Annotated in this window: 12 protein-coding genes and 1 pseudogene; 11 read left to right on the top strand and 2 right to left on the bottom strand. The window is 74.4% G+C overall.

Features of this window, described 5'->3' with window-relative positions:
• The 10 genes from AB4039_RS28445 to AB4039_RS28490 form a co-directional block, all read left to right on the top strand.
• Positions 1-4,253 (top strand): non-ribosomal peptide synthetase (locus AB4039_RS28445; protein ID WP_442272140.1); only part of this gene is annotated, 4,253 nt, incomplete at its 5' end.
• Positions 4,250-4,459, top strand: coding sequence for an MbtH family protein (locus AB4039_RS28450; protein WP_266843401.1), 210 nt, complete (start codon positions 4,250-4,252; stop codon positions 4,457-4,459). The genes AB4039_RS28445 and AB4039_RS28450, both read left to right, overlap by 4 nt.
• Positions 4,460-4,601: 142 nt before the next feature.
• Positions 4,602-5,048, top strand: a complete 447-nt coding sequence (locus tag AB4039_RS28455; RefSeq protein WP_442272141.1) for a cobalamin B12-binding domain-containing protein — start codon at positions 4,602-4,604, stop codon at positions 5,046-5,048.
• Positions 5,045-6,358, top strand: a complete 1,314-nt coding sequence (locus AB4039_RS28460; protein WP_442272142.1) for a methylaspartate mutase — start codon at positions 5,045-5,047, stop codon at positions 6,356-6,358. The genes AB4039_RS28455 and AB4039_RS28460 overlap by 4 nt, the downstream gene beginning before the upstream one ends.
• 68 nt (positions 6,359-6,426) lie before the next feature.
• Positions 6,427-7,410: an asparagine synthetase A gene (locus AB4039_RS28465; RefSeq protein WP_442272153.1), complete on the top strand. Its 984-nt coding sequence runs from the start codon at positions 6,427-6,429 to the stop codon at positions 7,408-7,410.
• Complete coding sequence (locus AB4039_RS28470; protein ID WP_442272143.1) at positions 7,407-8,678, top strand: glutamate synthase-related protein; 1,272 nt, start codon at positions 7,407-7,409, stop codon at positions 8,676-8,678. Before AB4039_RS28465 ends, AB4039_RS28470 begins: the two co-directional genes overlap by 4 nt.
• Entirely contained in the window at positions 8,675-9,049 is a 375-nt protein-coding gene (locus AB4039_RS28475; RefSeq protein ID WP_442272144.1) for a hypothetical protein, read from the top strand. The genes AB4039_RS28470 and AB4039_RS28475 overlap by 4 nt, the downstream gene beginning before the upstream one ends.
• Before the next feature lie 33 nt (positions 9,050-9,082).
• Positions 9,083-10,342: an MFS transporter gene (locus AB4039_RS28480; RefSeq protein WP_266843396.1), complete on the top strand. Its 1,260-nt coding sequence runs from the start codon at positions 9,083-9,085 to the stop codon at positions 10,340-10,342.
• On the top strand, positions 10,339-11,136 hold the full coding sequence (locus AB4039_RS28485; protein ID WP_442272145.1) for a 4'-phosphopantetheinyl transferase family protein: 798 nt from the start codon (positions 10,339-10,341) through the stop codon (positions 11,134-11,136). The genes AB4039_RS28480 and AB4039_RS28485 overlap by 4 nt, the downstream gene beginning before the upstream one ends.
• 73 nt (positions 11,137-11,209) lie before the next feature.
• Positions 11,210-13,507, top strand: coding sequence for an immune inhibitor A domain-containing protein (locus AB4039_RS28490; protein WP_442272146.1), 2,298 nt, complete (start codon positions 11,210-11,212; stop codon positions 13,505-13,507).
• A 241-nt stretch (positions 13,508-13,748) separates the two neighbouring features.
• Here AB4039_RS28490 and AB4039_RS28495 read toward each other — a convergent pair.
• Positions 13,749-14,120 (bottom strand): annotated as a pseudogene (locus AB4039_RS28495) (hypothetical protein); the annotation flags it as partial.
• Between the two features lie 670 nt (positions 14,121-14,790).
• Between AB4039_RS28495 and AB4039_RS28500 the strand changes: the two are divergent.
• A complete protein-coding gene (locus AB4039_RS28500; RefSeq protein WP_266843394.1) occupies positions 14,791-14,943 on the top strand; it encodes a hypothetical protein in 153 nt (50 codons plus the stop codon).
• Between the two features lie 4 nt (positions 14,944-14,947).
• Here AB4039_RS28500 and AB4039_RS28505 read toward each other — a convergent pair whose 3' ends face one another.
• Positions 14,948-16,003, bottom strand: coding sequence for a phosphatidylinositol-specific phospholipase C domain-containing protein (locus tag AB4039_RS28505; protein ID WP_442272147.1), 1,056 nt, complete (start codon positions 16,001-16,003; stop codon positions 14,948-14,950).
• Positions 16,004-16,174: the final 171 nt, after the last annotated feature.

Raw genomic sequence — 16,174 nt, forward strand, 5'->3', positions numbered from 1 at the left:
AGCGGGCGGCGAGGGCGTCCGAGCGGGCGGCCCGCGCCTCCGGGCGGGCCGCCGGGGTCCGCGGTGCGGCGGCCGGGGTCGGCGCCGCCTCCGTCGAGCAGGTGCTGTGCGCGCTGTTCGGGGAGGTGATCGGCCTCGACGGGCCGGTGGCCCCGGACGCCAACTTCTTCTCCGAGGGCGGGCATTCCATGATGGGGGTGCGCCTGGTGAACCGGATCCGGGCCACGCTCGGGCTGGAGGCCCGGATCCGGGACCTGTTCCTCGCGCCGACCCCCGCCGAGCTGGCGCTGCGGCTGGGCCGGGAGGCCGCGCCGGCCGGGCGGCCCGCGCTGGCCCCGGCGGCGGACCGGCCGGAGCGGGTCCCGCTGTCGTACGCGCAGCGCCGGCTGTGGTTCGTGGACCAGCTCCAGGGGCCGGGCCCGTCGTACAACATCCCCTTCGCACTGCGCCTGGAACGGCCCCTGGACCCGGCGGTGCTGGCGGAGGCGCTGGCCGACGTCGCCGAGCGGCACGAGGTGCTGCGCACCGTGTACCCGGCGGTCGACGGCCGGCCGTACCAGCGGGTGTGCGAGGGGGCGAGGCCTCCTCTGGAACTGGTCACCGCGCCGGAGGGGGGTCTGGAGGCTGCGGTGGACGCCGCCGCCGGGCACGTGTTCGCGCTGGCGACCGACCTTCCGCTGCGGGCCACGCTGATCGGCTGCGGGGAGGAGCAGGTCCTGGTGGTGCTGGTCCACCACATCGCCGCCGACGGCTGGTCCGCGGGGCCGCTGTTCGACGACCTGGCCGAGGCCTACGGGGCCCGGCTCGGCGGGTCGGCGCCCGGCTGGGAGCCGCTGCCGGTGCAGTACGCGGACTACACCCTGTGGGAGCGGGCCGCCCTGGAGGGCGGGGCCGCGGCCGAACACCTGGCCTTCTGGGAGCGGACCCTGGCGGACGCCCCGCCGGTCCTTGAGCTTTCCGCCGCCCGGACCAGGCCGGCCGAGGCCTCGCACCGGGGCGCGGCGACGCCCCTGGAAGTGGACGCCGCCACGCACACCCGGCTGGAGCGCCTGGCCCTGGAGCACGGGACCACCCTGTTCACGGTGGTGCAGGCGGCCCTGGCCGCGACCTTGACCCGGCACGGCGCGGGCACCGACCTGCCGCTGGGCACGGTGGTCGCGGGCCGTGACGACGAGGCCCTGAACGACCTGGTCGGCTTCTTCGTCAACACGCTCGTGCTGCGCTGCGACACCTCGGGGAACCCGCGCTTCTCCGAGCTGGTCGGCCGGGTCCGGGAGACGGGACTGGCCGCCTACGCCCATCAGGAACTCCCCTTCGACCTGGTCGTCGAGCACCTCAACCCGCAGCGCTCCACGGCCCGCCACCCGCTGGTGCAGGTGATCGTGCAGGTGCACCCGGCGGAGCGGCGGACCCCGGTGGGCGGCGCGCTGGCCGGGACCCCGCTGGGGACGGCCTCCGGGTTCACCAAGTTCGACCTGACCCTGTCGCTGCGCGAGACCCGGGACGCCGACGGGGCCCCGGGCGGGCTGGAGGGCGTACTGGAGTACGCGACCGACCTGTACGACCCGGGCACGGCGGCGGTGCTCGCCGGGCACGTGGCGCGCACCCTGCGGTCGGTGGCCGCGGATCCCGCGCAGCGGATCGGGGACGTGGAGCTGCTGTCGCACGAGGAGGGGCTGCGGCTGGCCGCCTACAACGACACCGCCGTCCCGGGCGCCGCGTGCGGCCTGGCGCACGAACGGTTCGCGGAGCAGGCCCGGCGCACGCCGGGGAGGACCGCCGTCTCCTACGGGGACGAGACCCTGACGTACGCCGAGCTGGACGCGCGGGCCAACGCGCTGGCGCACCGGCTGGTCGAGGCGGGCGTGGGCCGGGACGCGGCGGTGGGACTGCTGCTGGAGCGCACCCCGTACCTGCCGGTGGCGGCGCTGGCGGTGCTCAAGTGCGGGGCGGCGTACGTACCGCTGGATCCGCGGCTGCCCGACGCCCGGGTGGACATGATCATGGAGGACGTGGGCGCGCGGGTGCTGCTGGTCCGGGAGGAGCACGCGGAGCTGCCCCAGGTCGCCCGCCAACTCACCTCCGGTGTGAGGGTGTTGTCGGTGGACGCCCCGGTGGCGGGCTATCCGGGAACGGATCCGGGGATCGCGGTGGGCGAGGACGCCCTGATGTACGTGATGTTCACCTCCGGGTCCACGGGCCGCCCCAAGGGCGTCGGCGTCACCCACCGCAACGTGGTGGAGCTGGTCACCGACCGCTGCTGGGACCTGGCCCACCACCGCCGGATGCTGGTCCATTCGGCGATCGGCTTCGACGCCTCCACCTACGAGCTGTGGGTCCCGCTGCTGGGCGGGGGCCAGTTGGTGATCGCCCCGGGCGACGGCACCGACGTCGCCGAACTGGACCACACCATCCGCACGCACCGGGTGTCGGCGGCCTACTTCACCATGGGGCTCTTCCACGTCATGGCGGACGAGGGCCTGGACACCCTCAAGCTCCTCGACGAGGTGTGGACCGGCGGGGACGTCGCGTCCCCGAGCGCGCTCCAGCGGGTCCTGGAGCACTGCCCGGAGACCGTGCTCGTCCACTCGTACGGCCCCACCGAGACCACCTTCGCCTCGCACCACCAGCGCTTCCCGCTCACCGAGCGGGAGGTGCGCGGGGTGTACCTGGGCGCGGCCCTGGACAACACCCGGGTGCACGTCCTGGACGAACGGCTGCGGCCCGTCCCGGTGGGCGTCCCCGGCGAGATGTACATCGCCGGTACGCAGGTGGCCCGCGGCTACGTCGGCCGGCCCGGCCTGACGGCGGAGCGGTTCGTCGCGGACCCCTTCGCCGCGGACGGCGGCCGGATGTACCGCACGGGCGACCTGGTGCACTGGACGGCCGGGGGCGAACTGCGGTTCATCGGGCGGGCCGACGGCCAGATCAAACTGCGCGGCTTCCGCATCGAGCCCGGTGAGATCGAGGAGACCCTGGCCCGCCATCCCGGGGTCGGCCAGGTCGCCGTGGTGGTCTTCGAGGACGGACCGGGCGGCAAGCGCCTGGTCGCCTACGCCGTCCCGCGCGCCGGGCACACCCTGACGGACGCCGGGCTGCTGCGCTGGGCGGCGGAGGAACTGCCCGAGCACATGGTCCCGTCGGCGGCGGTGCTCCTGGACGCCATCCCGCTCACGGTCAACGGCAAGCCCGACCGCAAGGCCCTGCCGGCGCCCGCCGCCGCACCGCGCGGCACCGGGCCTGCGGCGCGCACCCCGCGCGAGGAGGTGCTGTGCGGGCTGTTCGCCGAGATCCTGGGGGTGGAACGGGTCGGCATCGACGACAACTTCTTCGCGCTGGGCGGGCATTCGCTGCTCGGGGTGCGGCTGGTGAGCCGGATGCGGACGGTCCTCGGGCTGGAGCGCGGCGTGCGCGACCTGTTCCGCACGCCGACGGTGGCCGGGCTGCTGGGCGACGAACCGAGCGGCTTCGACCCGATGGGGGTGGTGCTGCCGCTCCAGCCGGGGGGTTCGCGGCCACCGCTGTTCTGCATCCACCCGGGAACGGGCGTGGGCTGGCCGTACGCGGGCCTGGCCCGGCACCTGGGGCCGGACCAGCCGCTGTACGCGATCCAGGCGCGGGCCCTGAGCGAGCTGGGCCACTCCCCCGCGTCCGTGGAGGAGATGGTGGAGGACTACCTCCCGCTGATCCGGGAGGTCCAGCCGCACGGCCCGTACCGCTTCCTGGGCTGGTCGTTCGGCGGTACGGTCGCCCACGCGCTCGCCGTCCGCCTCGCCGCTCTGGGCGAACGCACCGACCTCCTCGCGATGATGGACGTGCACCTGCTGCCGACCGAGCCCGAGCGGCGGCGGATGACCCCGGCGCAGAAGCGGGACATGCTCGTCGGCGACGCCACCGACGAGCCCGAGGACGCCCCGTTCGACGTGGACGCGCTGATCGGTCTGGTCCGGCTGAAGGACCCGGTCCTCGGCGCCTTCTCCGACGCGGAGATCCGCTCGGTCATCGGCGCCTCCGTCGACCACGCCGAAATCATGAACCTGTACGCCCCGCGCCCCGTCGCCACCGATCTCCTCTTCCTGGCGGCCATCGAGGACGGGGAAACGGAAAACAACCTCGCCCAGAACTGGATTCCCTATGTGGACGGCAGCGTGGAAAATCACGTCATCGGCGTCCCGCACACCAGAATGGGCGAACCGGAACCTCTCGCACTGATCGGCCGTATCCTTTCCGAGAAATTGAGGAGCCTGTCATGACCAATCCTTTCGACGACACCGAGGGCACCTTCCGCGTCGTGGTCAACGCCGAGGGCCAGCACGCCCTGTGGCCCGTGTTCGCCGAGGTCCCGGGCGGCTGGGAGGTGGTGTGGGGCGAGGGGACGCGGGCGGACGCCCTCGCGTACGTCGAGGCGAACTGGACGGACATCCGCCCCAGGACCCTGATCGCCCAGTACGCCGGCTGACACCGGCGCCCCTTGCAGGAAAAGCCGTGTCCCGCACTGCGGGACACGGCTTTCCGCATTCCCCGCCGACCCGCCAGGCAATTCCCCGATACTGCCGCAGCAACTTCCCCTCGGCGGGTCCAGAGCTTCCTATATTCATCGTATGCGACGACGTAATATGCACATCCTGCTGAGCGGTACGGCATCGGATTCCCACACCTGGAACCTCGTCTACCTCCAGCTCTTCCTGGAGGAGCTGGGACACCGGGTCCACAACCTGGGCCCCTGCGTGCCGGACCGCCTCCTGGCCGGCGCCTGCGCCGCCGCCGGGCCCGGCCGGCCCGACCTGGTGGTCGTCAGCAGCGTGAACGGACACGGCTACCGGGACGGTCTCGGCGCCGTCCTGGCGCTGCGCCGGGCCGGTGTGACCCTGCCCGTCGCCATCGGCGGGAAGCTGGGCGTCGCCGGGGTCCCGGACCCCCGCCTGCGCCGCCGGCTCCTCGACGCGGGCTGCGACGCCGTCTTCGACGACGGGGACACCGGCGCCCTGCGGGACTTCCTCGACCTCCTCGCGGGCGGCGGCCGGCCCGCCCGGCAGGCCGTGGCATGAGCGGCGGCGCCACCCTCCTGGCCCCCTCGGCGGCTCGGGAACCGGCCGCCCCCGACACCTCCTTCGGCGGATTCGTCGCCCGCGCGGCCGCCTCCGGACAGCTCGTCGTCCAGCCCCGCATGGGCTTCGGCGACCCGCGCCGGATGCGGGACGGCCTGGAGCGCACCAAGGACGCCGTCGCCACCACCGTCGGCACCCTCACCATCGACAGCTACACCCGGGTCGGCGATCAGGACGCCGCCCGTGCCGCACTCGCCGAGGGCACCCCGCTCAACGGCTACCCCATCACCACCCACTCCAGCGGCCTCACGCGGGCCCTGCTGGAGGGCGTACGCGGCCCGGCGTTCCCCGTCCAGGTCCGGCACGGCTCCTCACGTCCCGAAGCCATCGTCCGGGCCCTGGCCGCCGCCGGACTGGACGCCACCGAGGGCGGTCCGGTCTCCTACTGCCTGCCCTACGGGCGCACCCCCCTCGCCGAGTCCGTGGAGAACTGGGCCCGCTCCTGCGAACTGCTGGCCGAGCTGGTCCCCGCCCCGCGGGTGCCGCACCTGGAGAGCTTCGGCGGCTGCATGCTCGGCCAGCTCTGCCCTCCCGGACTGCTGGTGGCCCTGAGCCTGCTGGAAGGGCTGTTCTTCGTCCGGCACGGCATCCGCAGCGTCTCCCTCAGCTACGCCCAGCAGACCGACCCCGCGCAGGACGAGGAGGCGGTCCGCGCCCTGCGCCGCCTCGCCGCCGAGTTCCTGCCGGCGGGCGTGGACCGGCACGTCGTCCTCTACACCTACATGGGCGTCTTCCCGCGGACCGCGCGCGGCGCGACCCGGCTGCTGGAGGCCTCGGCCCGGCTCGCCGTACGGGCCGGGGCGCAGCGGCTGATCGTGAAGACCGCCGCCGAGGCCCACCGGATACCGACCGTGCAGGAGAACGTACGGGCCCTGGAGACGGCCGCGGCCACCGCGGCCCTGTGCGAGCACCCCGCCGATCCGCCCGGCCCGGCCGACGGCGAGGTGTACCGGGAGGCCCGCGCCTTCGTCGAGGCCGTGCTGGACCTGGCCGAGGACCCGGGGCGGGCGCTGCGCACCGCGTTCGCGCGGGGCGTGCTCGACGTCCCGTACTGCCTGCACCCCGACAACGCGGGCCGCTCGCGCAGCTTCGTCGACGCGGACGGGCGGCTGCGCTGGTCCGAGGCCGGGGCGATGCCGGTGRCCCCGTACCGGAAGGCGCCGCCGGGCCGGGCCCTGTCCGCGGCCGGCCTGCTGGTGGCACTGGGCTCGGTGGCCCGGCGCCACGACGGGCCTCGGGCCCGCGCGTGAACACGGCACAGCACGGCCCCACCCCCACCACCATCCCCACCACCCCCTTCGGACGATCGGGAGTCGACATGGACCCGCACACCCCTCCCCCGCTCGGTGAGCACCTGCGGTCACCGCGGCTGCGCTCCGCGATGCTCGTACAGCAGGAAGTCCTCGACGCGGCCCGCCGGTTCCTGCGCGGCGCCGGATTCGTGGAGCTGCTGCCGCCGCTGGTCGGACCGGTCACCGACCCCGGCGGGCGCGGCGCGAAGGCGCTCGACGTGGACTACTACGGACAGCCGTACAAGCTGATGACGAGCGCGATCCTCTACAAGCAGGCCTCGCTGAGGGGCTTCCCCAGACTCTTCTACATCGCGCCGAACGTCCGGGTGGAACCGCCGGAGACGGCGGGAACGGGCCGGCACCTGGTGGAGTTCCACCAGATCGACGTGGAGATGGCGGGCGGCACCCGGCAGGACGCGCAGGAGGTCGCGGCCGGACTGCTGACCCACGTGGTGGACCACGTGTGGACGGCGGTGCCCCACCTGCTGCGCGAACTGGGCCGTGAGGAACTGGACTTCGCGGAGCTGCGGCAGGGCAAGTTCGACGCGCTGACCCACGCGGAGGCCGTGGCCCGGCTGACCGGGCACGGCCATCCGCAGAGCCCAGACGCGGAGATCGACTGGGCGGGCGAGAAGCTGCTCTCCCTGGAGGCGGACCGGCCGTTCTTCGTCAACGACTACCCGAAGGGATCGCGCGGCTTCTACGACCGCGAGGACCCCGGGAACCCGGGCGTGCTGCGCAACTTCGACCTGATCGCGCACGGCGGATACGGAGAGCTGGTCAGCGGCAGCGAGCGGGAGAACCGGTACGCGGCGATCGTGACCCGGATGCGGGAGAGCGGCGAGAACCCGGCCAAGTACGCCTGGTACCTGGAGCTGGCCCGGGAGGGCATCGAACCGAGCGCCGGATTCGGCATGGGCCTGCAGCGCCTCGTCCGGTTCCTGACCGGCCTGGACGCGCTGTGGCAGGTCAGCGCCTACCCGAAGCTGCCGGGGGTGATCGCGCCGTGAGCGGGCTGCGGGCGGACGGGTTCCCACAGGAGGCGGTACGGGCCCGGGCCCGGGCGGGAACGGCCGAGGTGTTCCCGCCGGCCGGGGAGTACGGGAGCGCGCTGTTCGGGGCGGCCCCGGCCACGGCGCCGGACACCGCGGACGCACTGGACGAACTGCGGCTGGTGCCACCGGTGTTCATGCCGAGGCGACTGGAGAAGCTCATCGACCTGGGCCGGGAGCCCTCGTACGAGGACGTCGACCTGCGCACGGGGATCGGCGGATTCACCGCACGGCTCCCGCTGTACCTGTCGGCCTTCGGTTCCACCCGGGCCGGCAGCGGCGACCTCGGCGTGGCCGCCGCCCGGCAGGCGGCACGGCTCGGGATCCCGATGGTGATCGGCGAGAACATGGTCCCCGTGCACGGCTACGGCAGCAGCTCGGCGCTGCTGGAGCGGGTGGCCGCGTACGCCGGGGAACTCCCCGACGGAGTGGGCGGGGTGGTGGTGCAGCAGTCCACCGAGGACGCCGACTCCGAGGTGTGGAACCTCCTCTACAGCGACCCGGGCAGCCGCCCGCTGCGCGACTCGGGCCGCCTCGGCTTCGAACTGAAGGCGGGCCAGGGCGCGAAGCCGGGCCTCGGCGGGATGACCGTGGTCGGCGCGGCGGAAGCCGACCGCCTCGGCGGGCGGTTCGCGGTACGGGACCTGCTGGGCGACCCCGACGGGCGGCTGCTGCGGTGCGCGACCCCGGGGACCTTCACCGAGGAGATCGTGCGCCAGCAGCTGCGGTTCATGCGGAACAACTTCCCGCTGGCCCGCACCTGGGTGAAGTTCCACCCGGGCCGCGACATCGCCCGCGCGGCCGCCACCGCCTGGGCGGCGGGCGCGGACGCCGTCACCGTCGACGGCGCGGAGGGCGGAACCGGCTGGGCGCCCCGGGTGTTCCTCGAAGCGGCCGGACTGCCGCTCGGCGAATGCCTGCGCCGCATCGGCAGCCCGGCCGGCGACCTGCTCGCCTCGGGCCGGATCTGGGAGGGCGGCCGCGCCGTGCGGGCCCTGGCGCTGGGGGCCACGGCCGTGGGCCTGGGCCGGGCCGCGCTGCTCGCCGTCGACGAGGACCCCGCGTCGGGTCTGGTCCGGCTGGTGGAGGCGCTGGCCCTGGAGGTGCGGCTGCTGGTCAGCGCGGTCGGCAAGTACCGCCCGGCCGACCTCTCCCCCGAGGACCTCTGGTCCCCCCGCACCCCGGCGCCCGGACCGGCCCCGCTGCCGGTCCCGGAGCCCTCGTGAACCCCCGCCCGGCGGGGCCCGCCGGGCATCCCGCGGGCAGCCGTCGGGGCGGGGTCGTACGGGCGCGGTTCCGGTTCGGGGAGACGCCCGGGGTCACCCTGGCGCCCTCCCGTTCCCCCGGCCCCTCCCGCTCCCCCTCCCCCTCCCCCGGCCCCGGCGCCCGCACGAACCGCCCCACCGCCACCGCCACCCGGGCGGCCCGCGCCGCCGCGTGCGCCGCCGCCTCCCGGGCCCTCGCCGAGGCCGGGCTCGGCCACCTCGGCGGCCGCCTCGAACTGCGTACGTACGGGCCGGCGCCCGGAGCCCCGGGGCTCACCCGCGCCGCCCGCCGGGCCGTCGCCGTCGCGCTGACGGCCCGGCCCCGACCCTGATCGTCCACCGCCCCTCGCAGACAAAGGTGCACCATGGAATCCCCCGTAGAAGCAACCGCCCCCGAGCGCGTGCAGTGGGGCCGGGTCGGCTCCCTGGTCGGCGGCCAGGCCGCCGTCCAGCTCGGCAGCTTCGCCCTGCTCATCGCCATGAACTGGACGGCGGTCCAGCTCGGCGGCACGCGCGCCGTGACCCTGCTGATGCTCGCCGCGACCGTGCCGCGCGCCCTGATGCTGATCTTCGGCGGGGCGGTGGCCGACACCCTCGGCCCGCGCTTCGTCCTGCTGCGCACCACGGCCGCGCGGGTCGCGCTGCTGGCCGCCGGATCCGTACTCACCGCCACCGCCGAGCAGTTGTGGCCGCTGGTGGTGATCGCGCTGGTCGAGGGGGTGCTGCTGGGTCTGGCCGGGCCGGCCTCGGGCGTCCTGCTGCCGCTGTTCGCCCGGGGGGAGCAGCTGGCCCGCGCCAACTCCCTCTACGCGATGGTGCTGCGCGTCGCCCCGATCCTCGGGGCCCCCGCCGGGGCCTTCCTGATCACCGTCGGGCAGCTGTGGGTGGCCCTGCTGGCCGGCGCGGTGACCGGGGCGATCTGGTTCGGCTGCCTGCTGCACGTGACCCACGGTTTCGTCCGCCCGGAACCCGAGCCCGGGGTGTCGCTCGTCAAGCGCTCCGGCGACGGGTTCCGGCTGCTGGCCCGCCACCCGCGGCTGCGCTGGATGTTCGTCGCCGCGCTCTGCCTGGACATGGCCTTCAGCTGGCCCGCCGAGGTGGCCCTGCCGCTGCTGGTCTCCGAGCGCGGCTGGGGCGTGAGCGCGGTGGGCGTCGTCCTGGCGGCGTTCAGCGTGGGAGCGCTCGGTTCCAGCGCGGTCGGCGCGGCGCTCGCGCACCGCATCCCGATGTTCGTCCGGCTCGTCGTGACCGGGGCCGGGCTCGCCGCCGGGATCCTGGTGATGGCGCTGATGCCCTCGGTGGTGTCGCTCACCGCCGTCGCGGCCGGGGTCGGCCTGCTGTCCGGGCTCAACGGGCCCGCCATCGTGACCCTGTACCAGCAGTCCGCGCCGGAGGACCGGATGGGCGCCGCGATGTCCACCCTCTCGCTCTCCGGGATCGGTACGGCGCCGGTCTCGATCGCCGTCTTCAGCTCCCTGTCGCTGGTCCTCGGGGTGCAGACGACCTGGCTGGTGTGCGGGGCGATCGCCTTCGTCTCCCCGGTCGCCGCGGTACTGGCCCTGCGCCACCCGGCGCGGGCCGAGGAGCCGGCCGTGACGGAGCTGCCCGTCGCGGCCGCGGCGTGAACGCGCCGCCGCGGGCGGCGGGGACGGGCCGACCGGCCGGCCCGACCCCGCCGGCCCTGCCGCCCCTGCCGAACCTGCCGAACCTGCCGACCCTGCCGACCCTGCCGCGCGTCCTGACGGACCCCGGTCCGGCGCGGGCGGTCCTGGTGGCCGCGGCTCCGCAGCTGTGGCTGGTGGACACCACCGCCTACCGGGAGCACGCGGTCCGGCACGCGCCGGGCACCCTGGACGCCCAGGAGCTGGCGCGGGCGGCCGAGTTCGCGCTGGCGGCCGACCGGGACAGCTACGTCTGCGCGCACGTCGCCCTGCGCCGGCTGCTCGGCGCGTACCTGGGGCTGGCCCCGCGCGAGGTGACCGTGGAGCGGGCGCCGTGCGGGCACTGCGACGAGCCGCACGGGCGTCCCGTACTGCCGGGCGGGGCCCTGCACTTCTCTCTGTCGCACTGCACCGGGATCAGCCTGCTGGCCTTCGCGGACGCCCCGGTGGGGGTGGACGTGGAGGAACTGGTGCGGCCGGAGGTGATCGCGGAGACCGCCGACGTGCTGCACCCGCGGGAGGCCGCGGAGCTGGCCCTGCTGCCCGCCCCCGCACGGCCGTTGGCCTTCACCCGGGTGTGGACGCGCAAGGAGGCCTATCTGAAGGGGCTGGGGGTGGGGCTCTCGGAGGATCCGGCGGCCGATTACGTGGGCACCGGCCCGGCCCCGGCCCGGATGCCGGGGTGGTCCCTGGCGGACGTGACGGTCCCGGAAGGGCACTGCGCGGCGCTGGCCCTCCGACTCCCGTCCGATGTCTAGCGGTCAACTGTCACATGTGAAATATTACCTGCGCTTCGAGCCACGGACCGAACTCCCCGAAAGGTCACCTCCGTTGCGCAGACTTCTCGCGGCGGGAGCGGCGATATCCCTCGCCGCCCTCGCCCTCCTCTCCTCCCCCGCGGCGGCCGCCGCTCCACCCGCCGCCCCGCCGCCGTCGGCCGCGGGCGACCCGCGGGACCGGGAAGCCGCCGCACCGCCGCCCGCCCCCCTCGAACTCCAGCGCCAGGCCCTGCGCCGGCAGGCCCTGGAGGACGTCGCGGCGGGCGGCGCCGCGTCCGGCCTGCGCGCCGAGGCCGACGGCACCCTCCCCCGTACGGCCAAGGTCGGCAAGCAGTACGTGGAACTCGCCCAGGAACGCAAGGACAAGGTCTTCGTCATCCTGGCCGAGTTCGGCGACCAGGCGGACCCCCGCTTCGGCGGCACCCCCGGGCCCCTGCACAACACCATCGGCAAGCCCGCCGAGGACGACAACCACACCCTGTGGCGCAAGGACTTCGACCGGGCCTCCTACCAGCGGCAGTTCTTCTCCACCGACCCCGGCTCGGCCAGCATGCGGGCCTACTACCGGACCCAGTCCTCCGGCCGCTACGACATGGACGGCACCGTCACCGACTGGGTCAAGCTCCCCTACAACGAGGCCCGTTACGGTACGGACAACTGCACCGAGTCCGGCCAGTGCCGTACCAACTGGGACATGATCCGCGACGCCACGGCCGCCTGGTACGACGCCGAACGCGCCAAGGGCCGTACGCCCGAGCAGATCAAGGCGCAGCTCGCCGAGTACGACGTGTGGGACCGCTACGACGCCGACCACGACGGCAACTTCGACGAGCCGGACGGCTACCTCGACCACCTGGTCGTGGTGCACGCGGGCAAGGACCAGACCTGGGGCGGCGGCGCCCAGGGCAAGGACGCCGTCTGGGCGCACCGCTGGTTCGCGTACTGGAACCAGGCCGGCACCGCGGGCCCCGAGGGCAACAAGGCGGGCGGTACCCCGGTCGGGGACACCGGGATCTGGGCCGGGGACTACCTGACCGGCGGCGAGAACAGCGGCGCCGGCCTGTTCTCGCACGAGTTCGGCCACGATCTGGGGCTGCCGGACCTGTACAGCTCGGACGGGGACAACTCCGTCAACTTCTGGTCGCTGATGTCCTCGGCGTCCTACCTCGGCAAGGGCCGGAACACCACGGGCGAGTTCCCCGGCGACCTCGACCCGTGGAGCAAGCTCCAGCTGGGCTGGCTGGAGTACACGGAGGCCGACGCGGGGCGCCGCACCCGCGCGGTGCTGGGCGTCTCGGGCTACAACACCGCCGATCCGCAGGCCCTGCTGGTCCACCTCCCGCCATCGGTGACCCGTACGGAGCTGGCCGATCCCTACGAGGGCGCCAGTCAGTGGTGGAGCGGCACCGGCGACTTCATGGACAACACCCTGACCCGGACCGTCGACCTCCCGGCCGGACGGGCCGTCTTCTCCTCCCGGGTCTGGTACGACACCGAGCAGGACTTCGACTTCGTGACGGTGGAGGCCTCCACGGACGGCGGCCGGACCTTCACCGCCCTGCCCGGCACCGTGAACGGCGCCCCCGTCCCGGCCAAGGGCCTCTCGGGCACCTCGGCCGGCTGGGCCGAACTCACCGTACCGCTGGACCGGTTCGCGGGCACCTCGGTGCAGCTGCGCCTGCGCGTCACCTCGGACGGCAACACGCACGGCCGCGGCGCGGCCTTCGACGACCTCCGGATCACCGCCGAGGACGGCAGGGAGCTGCTGCGCGACGGCGCGGAGCAGGGCGCGAACGGCTGGACGGCTCTCAAGTGGTCGCGCACGGAGGGCCGTACGGGCAGCGAGCAGCACCCGCGCGCCTACTTCGTCGAGAACCGGCGGTACACGGGCTACGGCAGCCTGCTGAAGACGGGTCCGTACAACTTCGGCTTCACCGGGGACAAGGTGGAGTTCTACCCGTACCAGCAGGGCGTCCTGGTCTGGCTCTGGGACACCGCCTACAGCGACAACACCACCAAGGCGCACCCGGGCGCGGGGCTCCTCCTCCCGGTGGACTCCCGTCCGGACCCGCTGAGGTTCGCGGACGGCTCCCCCCTCAACGCCCGCGCCCAGACCTTCGACGCGCCGTTCTCCACCCGCCCGACGGACCGCGTGACCCTCCACAGGGCGGGCGTGCCCCTGGTGATCCCCTCGCGCCCGGGCGTCCCGATCTTCGACGACCGCCACGGCTCGTACTGGAACCCGGAACTCCCCCAGCTCGGCGTCAAGGTCCCCGACACCGGCACCCACCTCCAGATCCTGAAGGAGTCCGCCACCCAGGCGACCGTCCAGCTGACCCCGTCGGCCTGACCCGTCCCGATCCGCCCGCCCGGCCCGTCCCACCGCCTTCCCCCGGCGGGACGGGCCGGCCGTCTCAGCGGTCCCGGCGCCGCATCCGCCGCAGTTCTCCGGCACAGGCGAGGCAGACCCCCGCCCTGGCCCCGGCGGGCGACAGGAGCGGCTCGAACGGGTGAGTGCCGCAGAGGGCGCACGAGGGAAGGAGACGGGTGGCGAGCGGCACCTTCTCCGAGGTGCTCGGTGGATCCAGCATCACGGCGCTGCCGGGGTCCACGACCATGTAGCGGTTCAGCATGAGGTCCTTGCCGGTGAACTCGGTCAGGACCGCGGCGGTGCGTTCGGGTGCCCACGGCAGGTCGGACGGGGCGGCCTCCCGCTTCGGCCGGCCCGGGAAGAGCGGGAACCCGAGATCCTCGATCGTCACGACGCGGCCGAGCCGCTCGGTGAACAGGGCCGACAGCACCATCGGGATCGGAGCGCGCGGGACCTCGCCGTCCTCGATCCACCGGCGGACCCGCGGTCCGTCGATGGCGGGCTGCGCGTGCCCCATGGCCACTGCCTGCCGGTTGACGAGCCGGGCCAGTTCGCCCCTGGACCAGCCGCACAGGCCGAACAGGTCCGACAGCCGGCCGTTCGGGCCGCGGCCCTCAGCGGCGTCGGCGGGGACGGCGGGGACGGCGGGGACGGCGGGGACGGCGGGGACGGCGGGGACGGCGGGGACGGCGGGGACGGCGGGGACGGCCGCGCCCCCGGGGCCGACGACCGTCCCGGTCCCGGGGGCGTCGGCCGCCCACGCCTCCTGCCAGAGCAGGTGGAGACGGTCCAGCTCGCGTTCCACGTCCGCGTTGCGCACCCGGCGCAGGAGCGCCTCCGCCACCGTCGCCATCGGGTCGCGCCGGGGAGCCGCCGGGGCCGAGAACACCCCGTGCACCACGGACCGCGAGTGGACCCTGCCGGTCTCCAGCACGATCTCCCCGATGGACGGCGCTCCCGCACGGAGGTGGAGCTCGTGCAGCGCCTGCTTCAGCCGTAGCACCGGACCGGGTCCGAGATCCGGCAGCCGTAGTCGGCCTGCTCGCCCCACCGCTCGCTCCCCGTCCGTGCGTCGCGCGGCGGCGCCGCCCCGCCGCCGCCTTGCCGCTCTCCGTAGCGCTCCGTCGTTCCCGGCTGTTCTCGGCCGTTCGTGGCCGTTCGTCGCCGTGCCCGAGCATTCCAGTCCGGCCGCGGTCGGCGCACGGATATCGCGGAACGGCCCCGCCCGTTTTCGGGGCCGCGAGGACCGTCACGGTGGTGACATGTCATCACTCGCCCGAAGCGGCTTCGATCTGCTCACCCATGACGTACTGGGCGGCTACCTCGCGACGGTGGCCGCCTCGCTCACCTGGTGGGCGGCCCGTGCCGTGCGGGCCGCCCTGCGGCGACGGGATCCGCGGGATCCCGAGGGGTGAGCGGTCAACCGCGCGGGAGGACCGTGGACAGGACCTGGGGCAGGGGGTACCAGTCCGCCGAGGTGATCGAGGCGTGGTGGGCCGCCATCAGCGCGACGCGGGCGCGGGCCTCGGCTTCGGTGGGGTGGACGCCGTCGATGGCCGGGGACACGCTCTGGGCGTCGGTGGCGATCAGGAGGTAGTGGTTGCGGTCGTACCAGGAGGTGTCCATGGAGGCGTAGGCGCTCGCGTCCCCGTCGAAGACCACGAACCAGGGGCGCAGCGTGGCGTCCGCGTAGCGGTTGCGGGGGTCGCCCGCCTCGGCGCGGTGGACCGCCGGGAAGGCGGCGGCCTGGGAGAGGCGGCCCGCCGCGGCGAGGGAGCGCAGGTGTTCGGCGTACTCGCGGTCCGTCCACAGCTTGTCGGCGCTGTTGCCCTCCTCGACCGTGCCGGGGATCAGCTCGACGAGGAACGTGCCGGCCATCGCGGAACGCGCGGGCCAGGCGCCGGCGCGGGCGGCGGTGTCCAGGTCGGGGTGGCCGGCGGCGAGCTGCGCCGGGCGGTAGAGGGCGTCGCCGAGCTTCGCGGAGAGCAGGGCGTCGAGTTCGGCGGGGCCTCGGCCCAGGTTGGCGGCGAAGCCGTCCTTGAGCTCCATCTTGAGGACGACCGGGCGGTGACCGGGGTGGGCGTCGTGCCAGCTGCGGATGTCGGAGAGGCACCCGGCCAGGTTCTGGTTGCGGGACTTGGTGCGCAGCTGCGCCGGGCTGGTGGCGTTCTCGCAGTTGCTGTCGTTGCCGAAGGGGTTGTCGTGGGAGACGCGCCAGGAGCTGCCGAAGAAGTTGGTCCACACGTCGAGCTCCAGCATCGCCGCGCCGGAATCCAGGGCGTCCGCGAAGTAGGGGTACTTCGTCTTCTCGTAGGCGTTGTGGACCCCGACACCCGTCGAGCCCGCGTACGGCAGGTCCGCCGCGGCCGCCGCGCCCCCGGCTCCCGCCGCCCCCGCCGGGGCCGTGCCCAGGACGAGCCCCAGGGCCGCCAGGGAGGCCACCACCGCGCCCGTAGTCCGCTTCCGTATGCTCATGCTTTCGGCTCCCGTTCGCCCGTCCGACTGTTCGGTTCAAGTCGGCTGGAGCGTAGGGGAGTTGAGTGACGGGTGGAAGGACGAGAGATGGCGGTCCGCACGCTGTGAGGACCGACACGTTCCGGTTCGGGAACTCTTGTCGCCTTTGCACCGGTCGAACGGAGCGACGGA

The sequence above is a fragment of the Streptomyces sp. M-16 genome (genome assembly GCF_052114405.1).
GTDB lineage: Bacteria > Actinomycetota > Actinomycetes > Streptomycetales > Streptomycetaceae > Streptomyces.

Excerpts from the sequence above, each read along its gene's own strand:
- AB4039_RS28450 (WP_266843401.1), top strand. The coding sequence starts at position 4,250 with ATGACCAATCCTTTCGACGACACCGAGGGCACCTTCCGCGTCGTGGTC.
- AB4039_RS28455 (WP_442272141.1), top strand. The coding sequence starts at position 4,602 with ATGCGACGACGTAATATGCACATCCTGCTGAGCGGTACGGCATCGGAT.
- AB4039_RS28465 (WP_442272153.1), top strand. The coding sequence starts at position 6,427 with ATGGACCCGCACACCCCTCCCCCGCTCGGTGAGCACCTGCGGTCACCG.
- AB4039_RS28480 (WP_266843396.1), top strand. The coding sequence starts at position 9,083 with ATGGAATCCCCCGTAGAAGCAACCGCCCCCGAGCGCGTGCAGTGGGGC.
- AB4039_RS28500 (WP_266843394.1), top strand. The coding sequence starts at position 14,791 with ATGTCATCACTCGCCCGAAGCGGCTTCGATCTGCTCACCCATGACGTA.
- AB4039_RS28505 (WP_442272147.1), bottom strand. The coding sequence starts at position 16,003 with ATGAGCATACGGAAGCGGACTACGGGCGCGGTGGTGGCCTCCCTGGCG.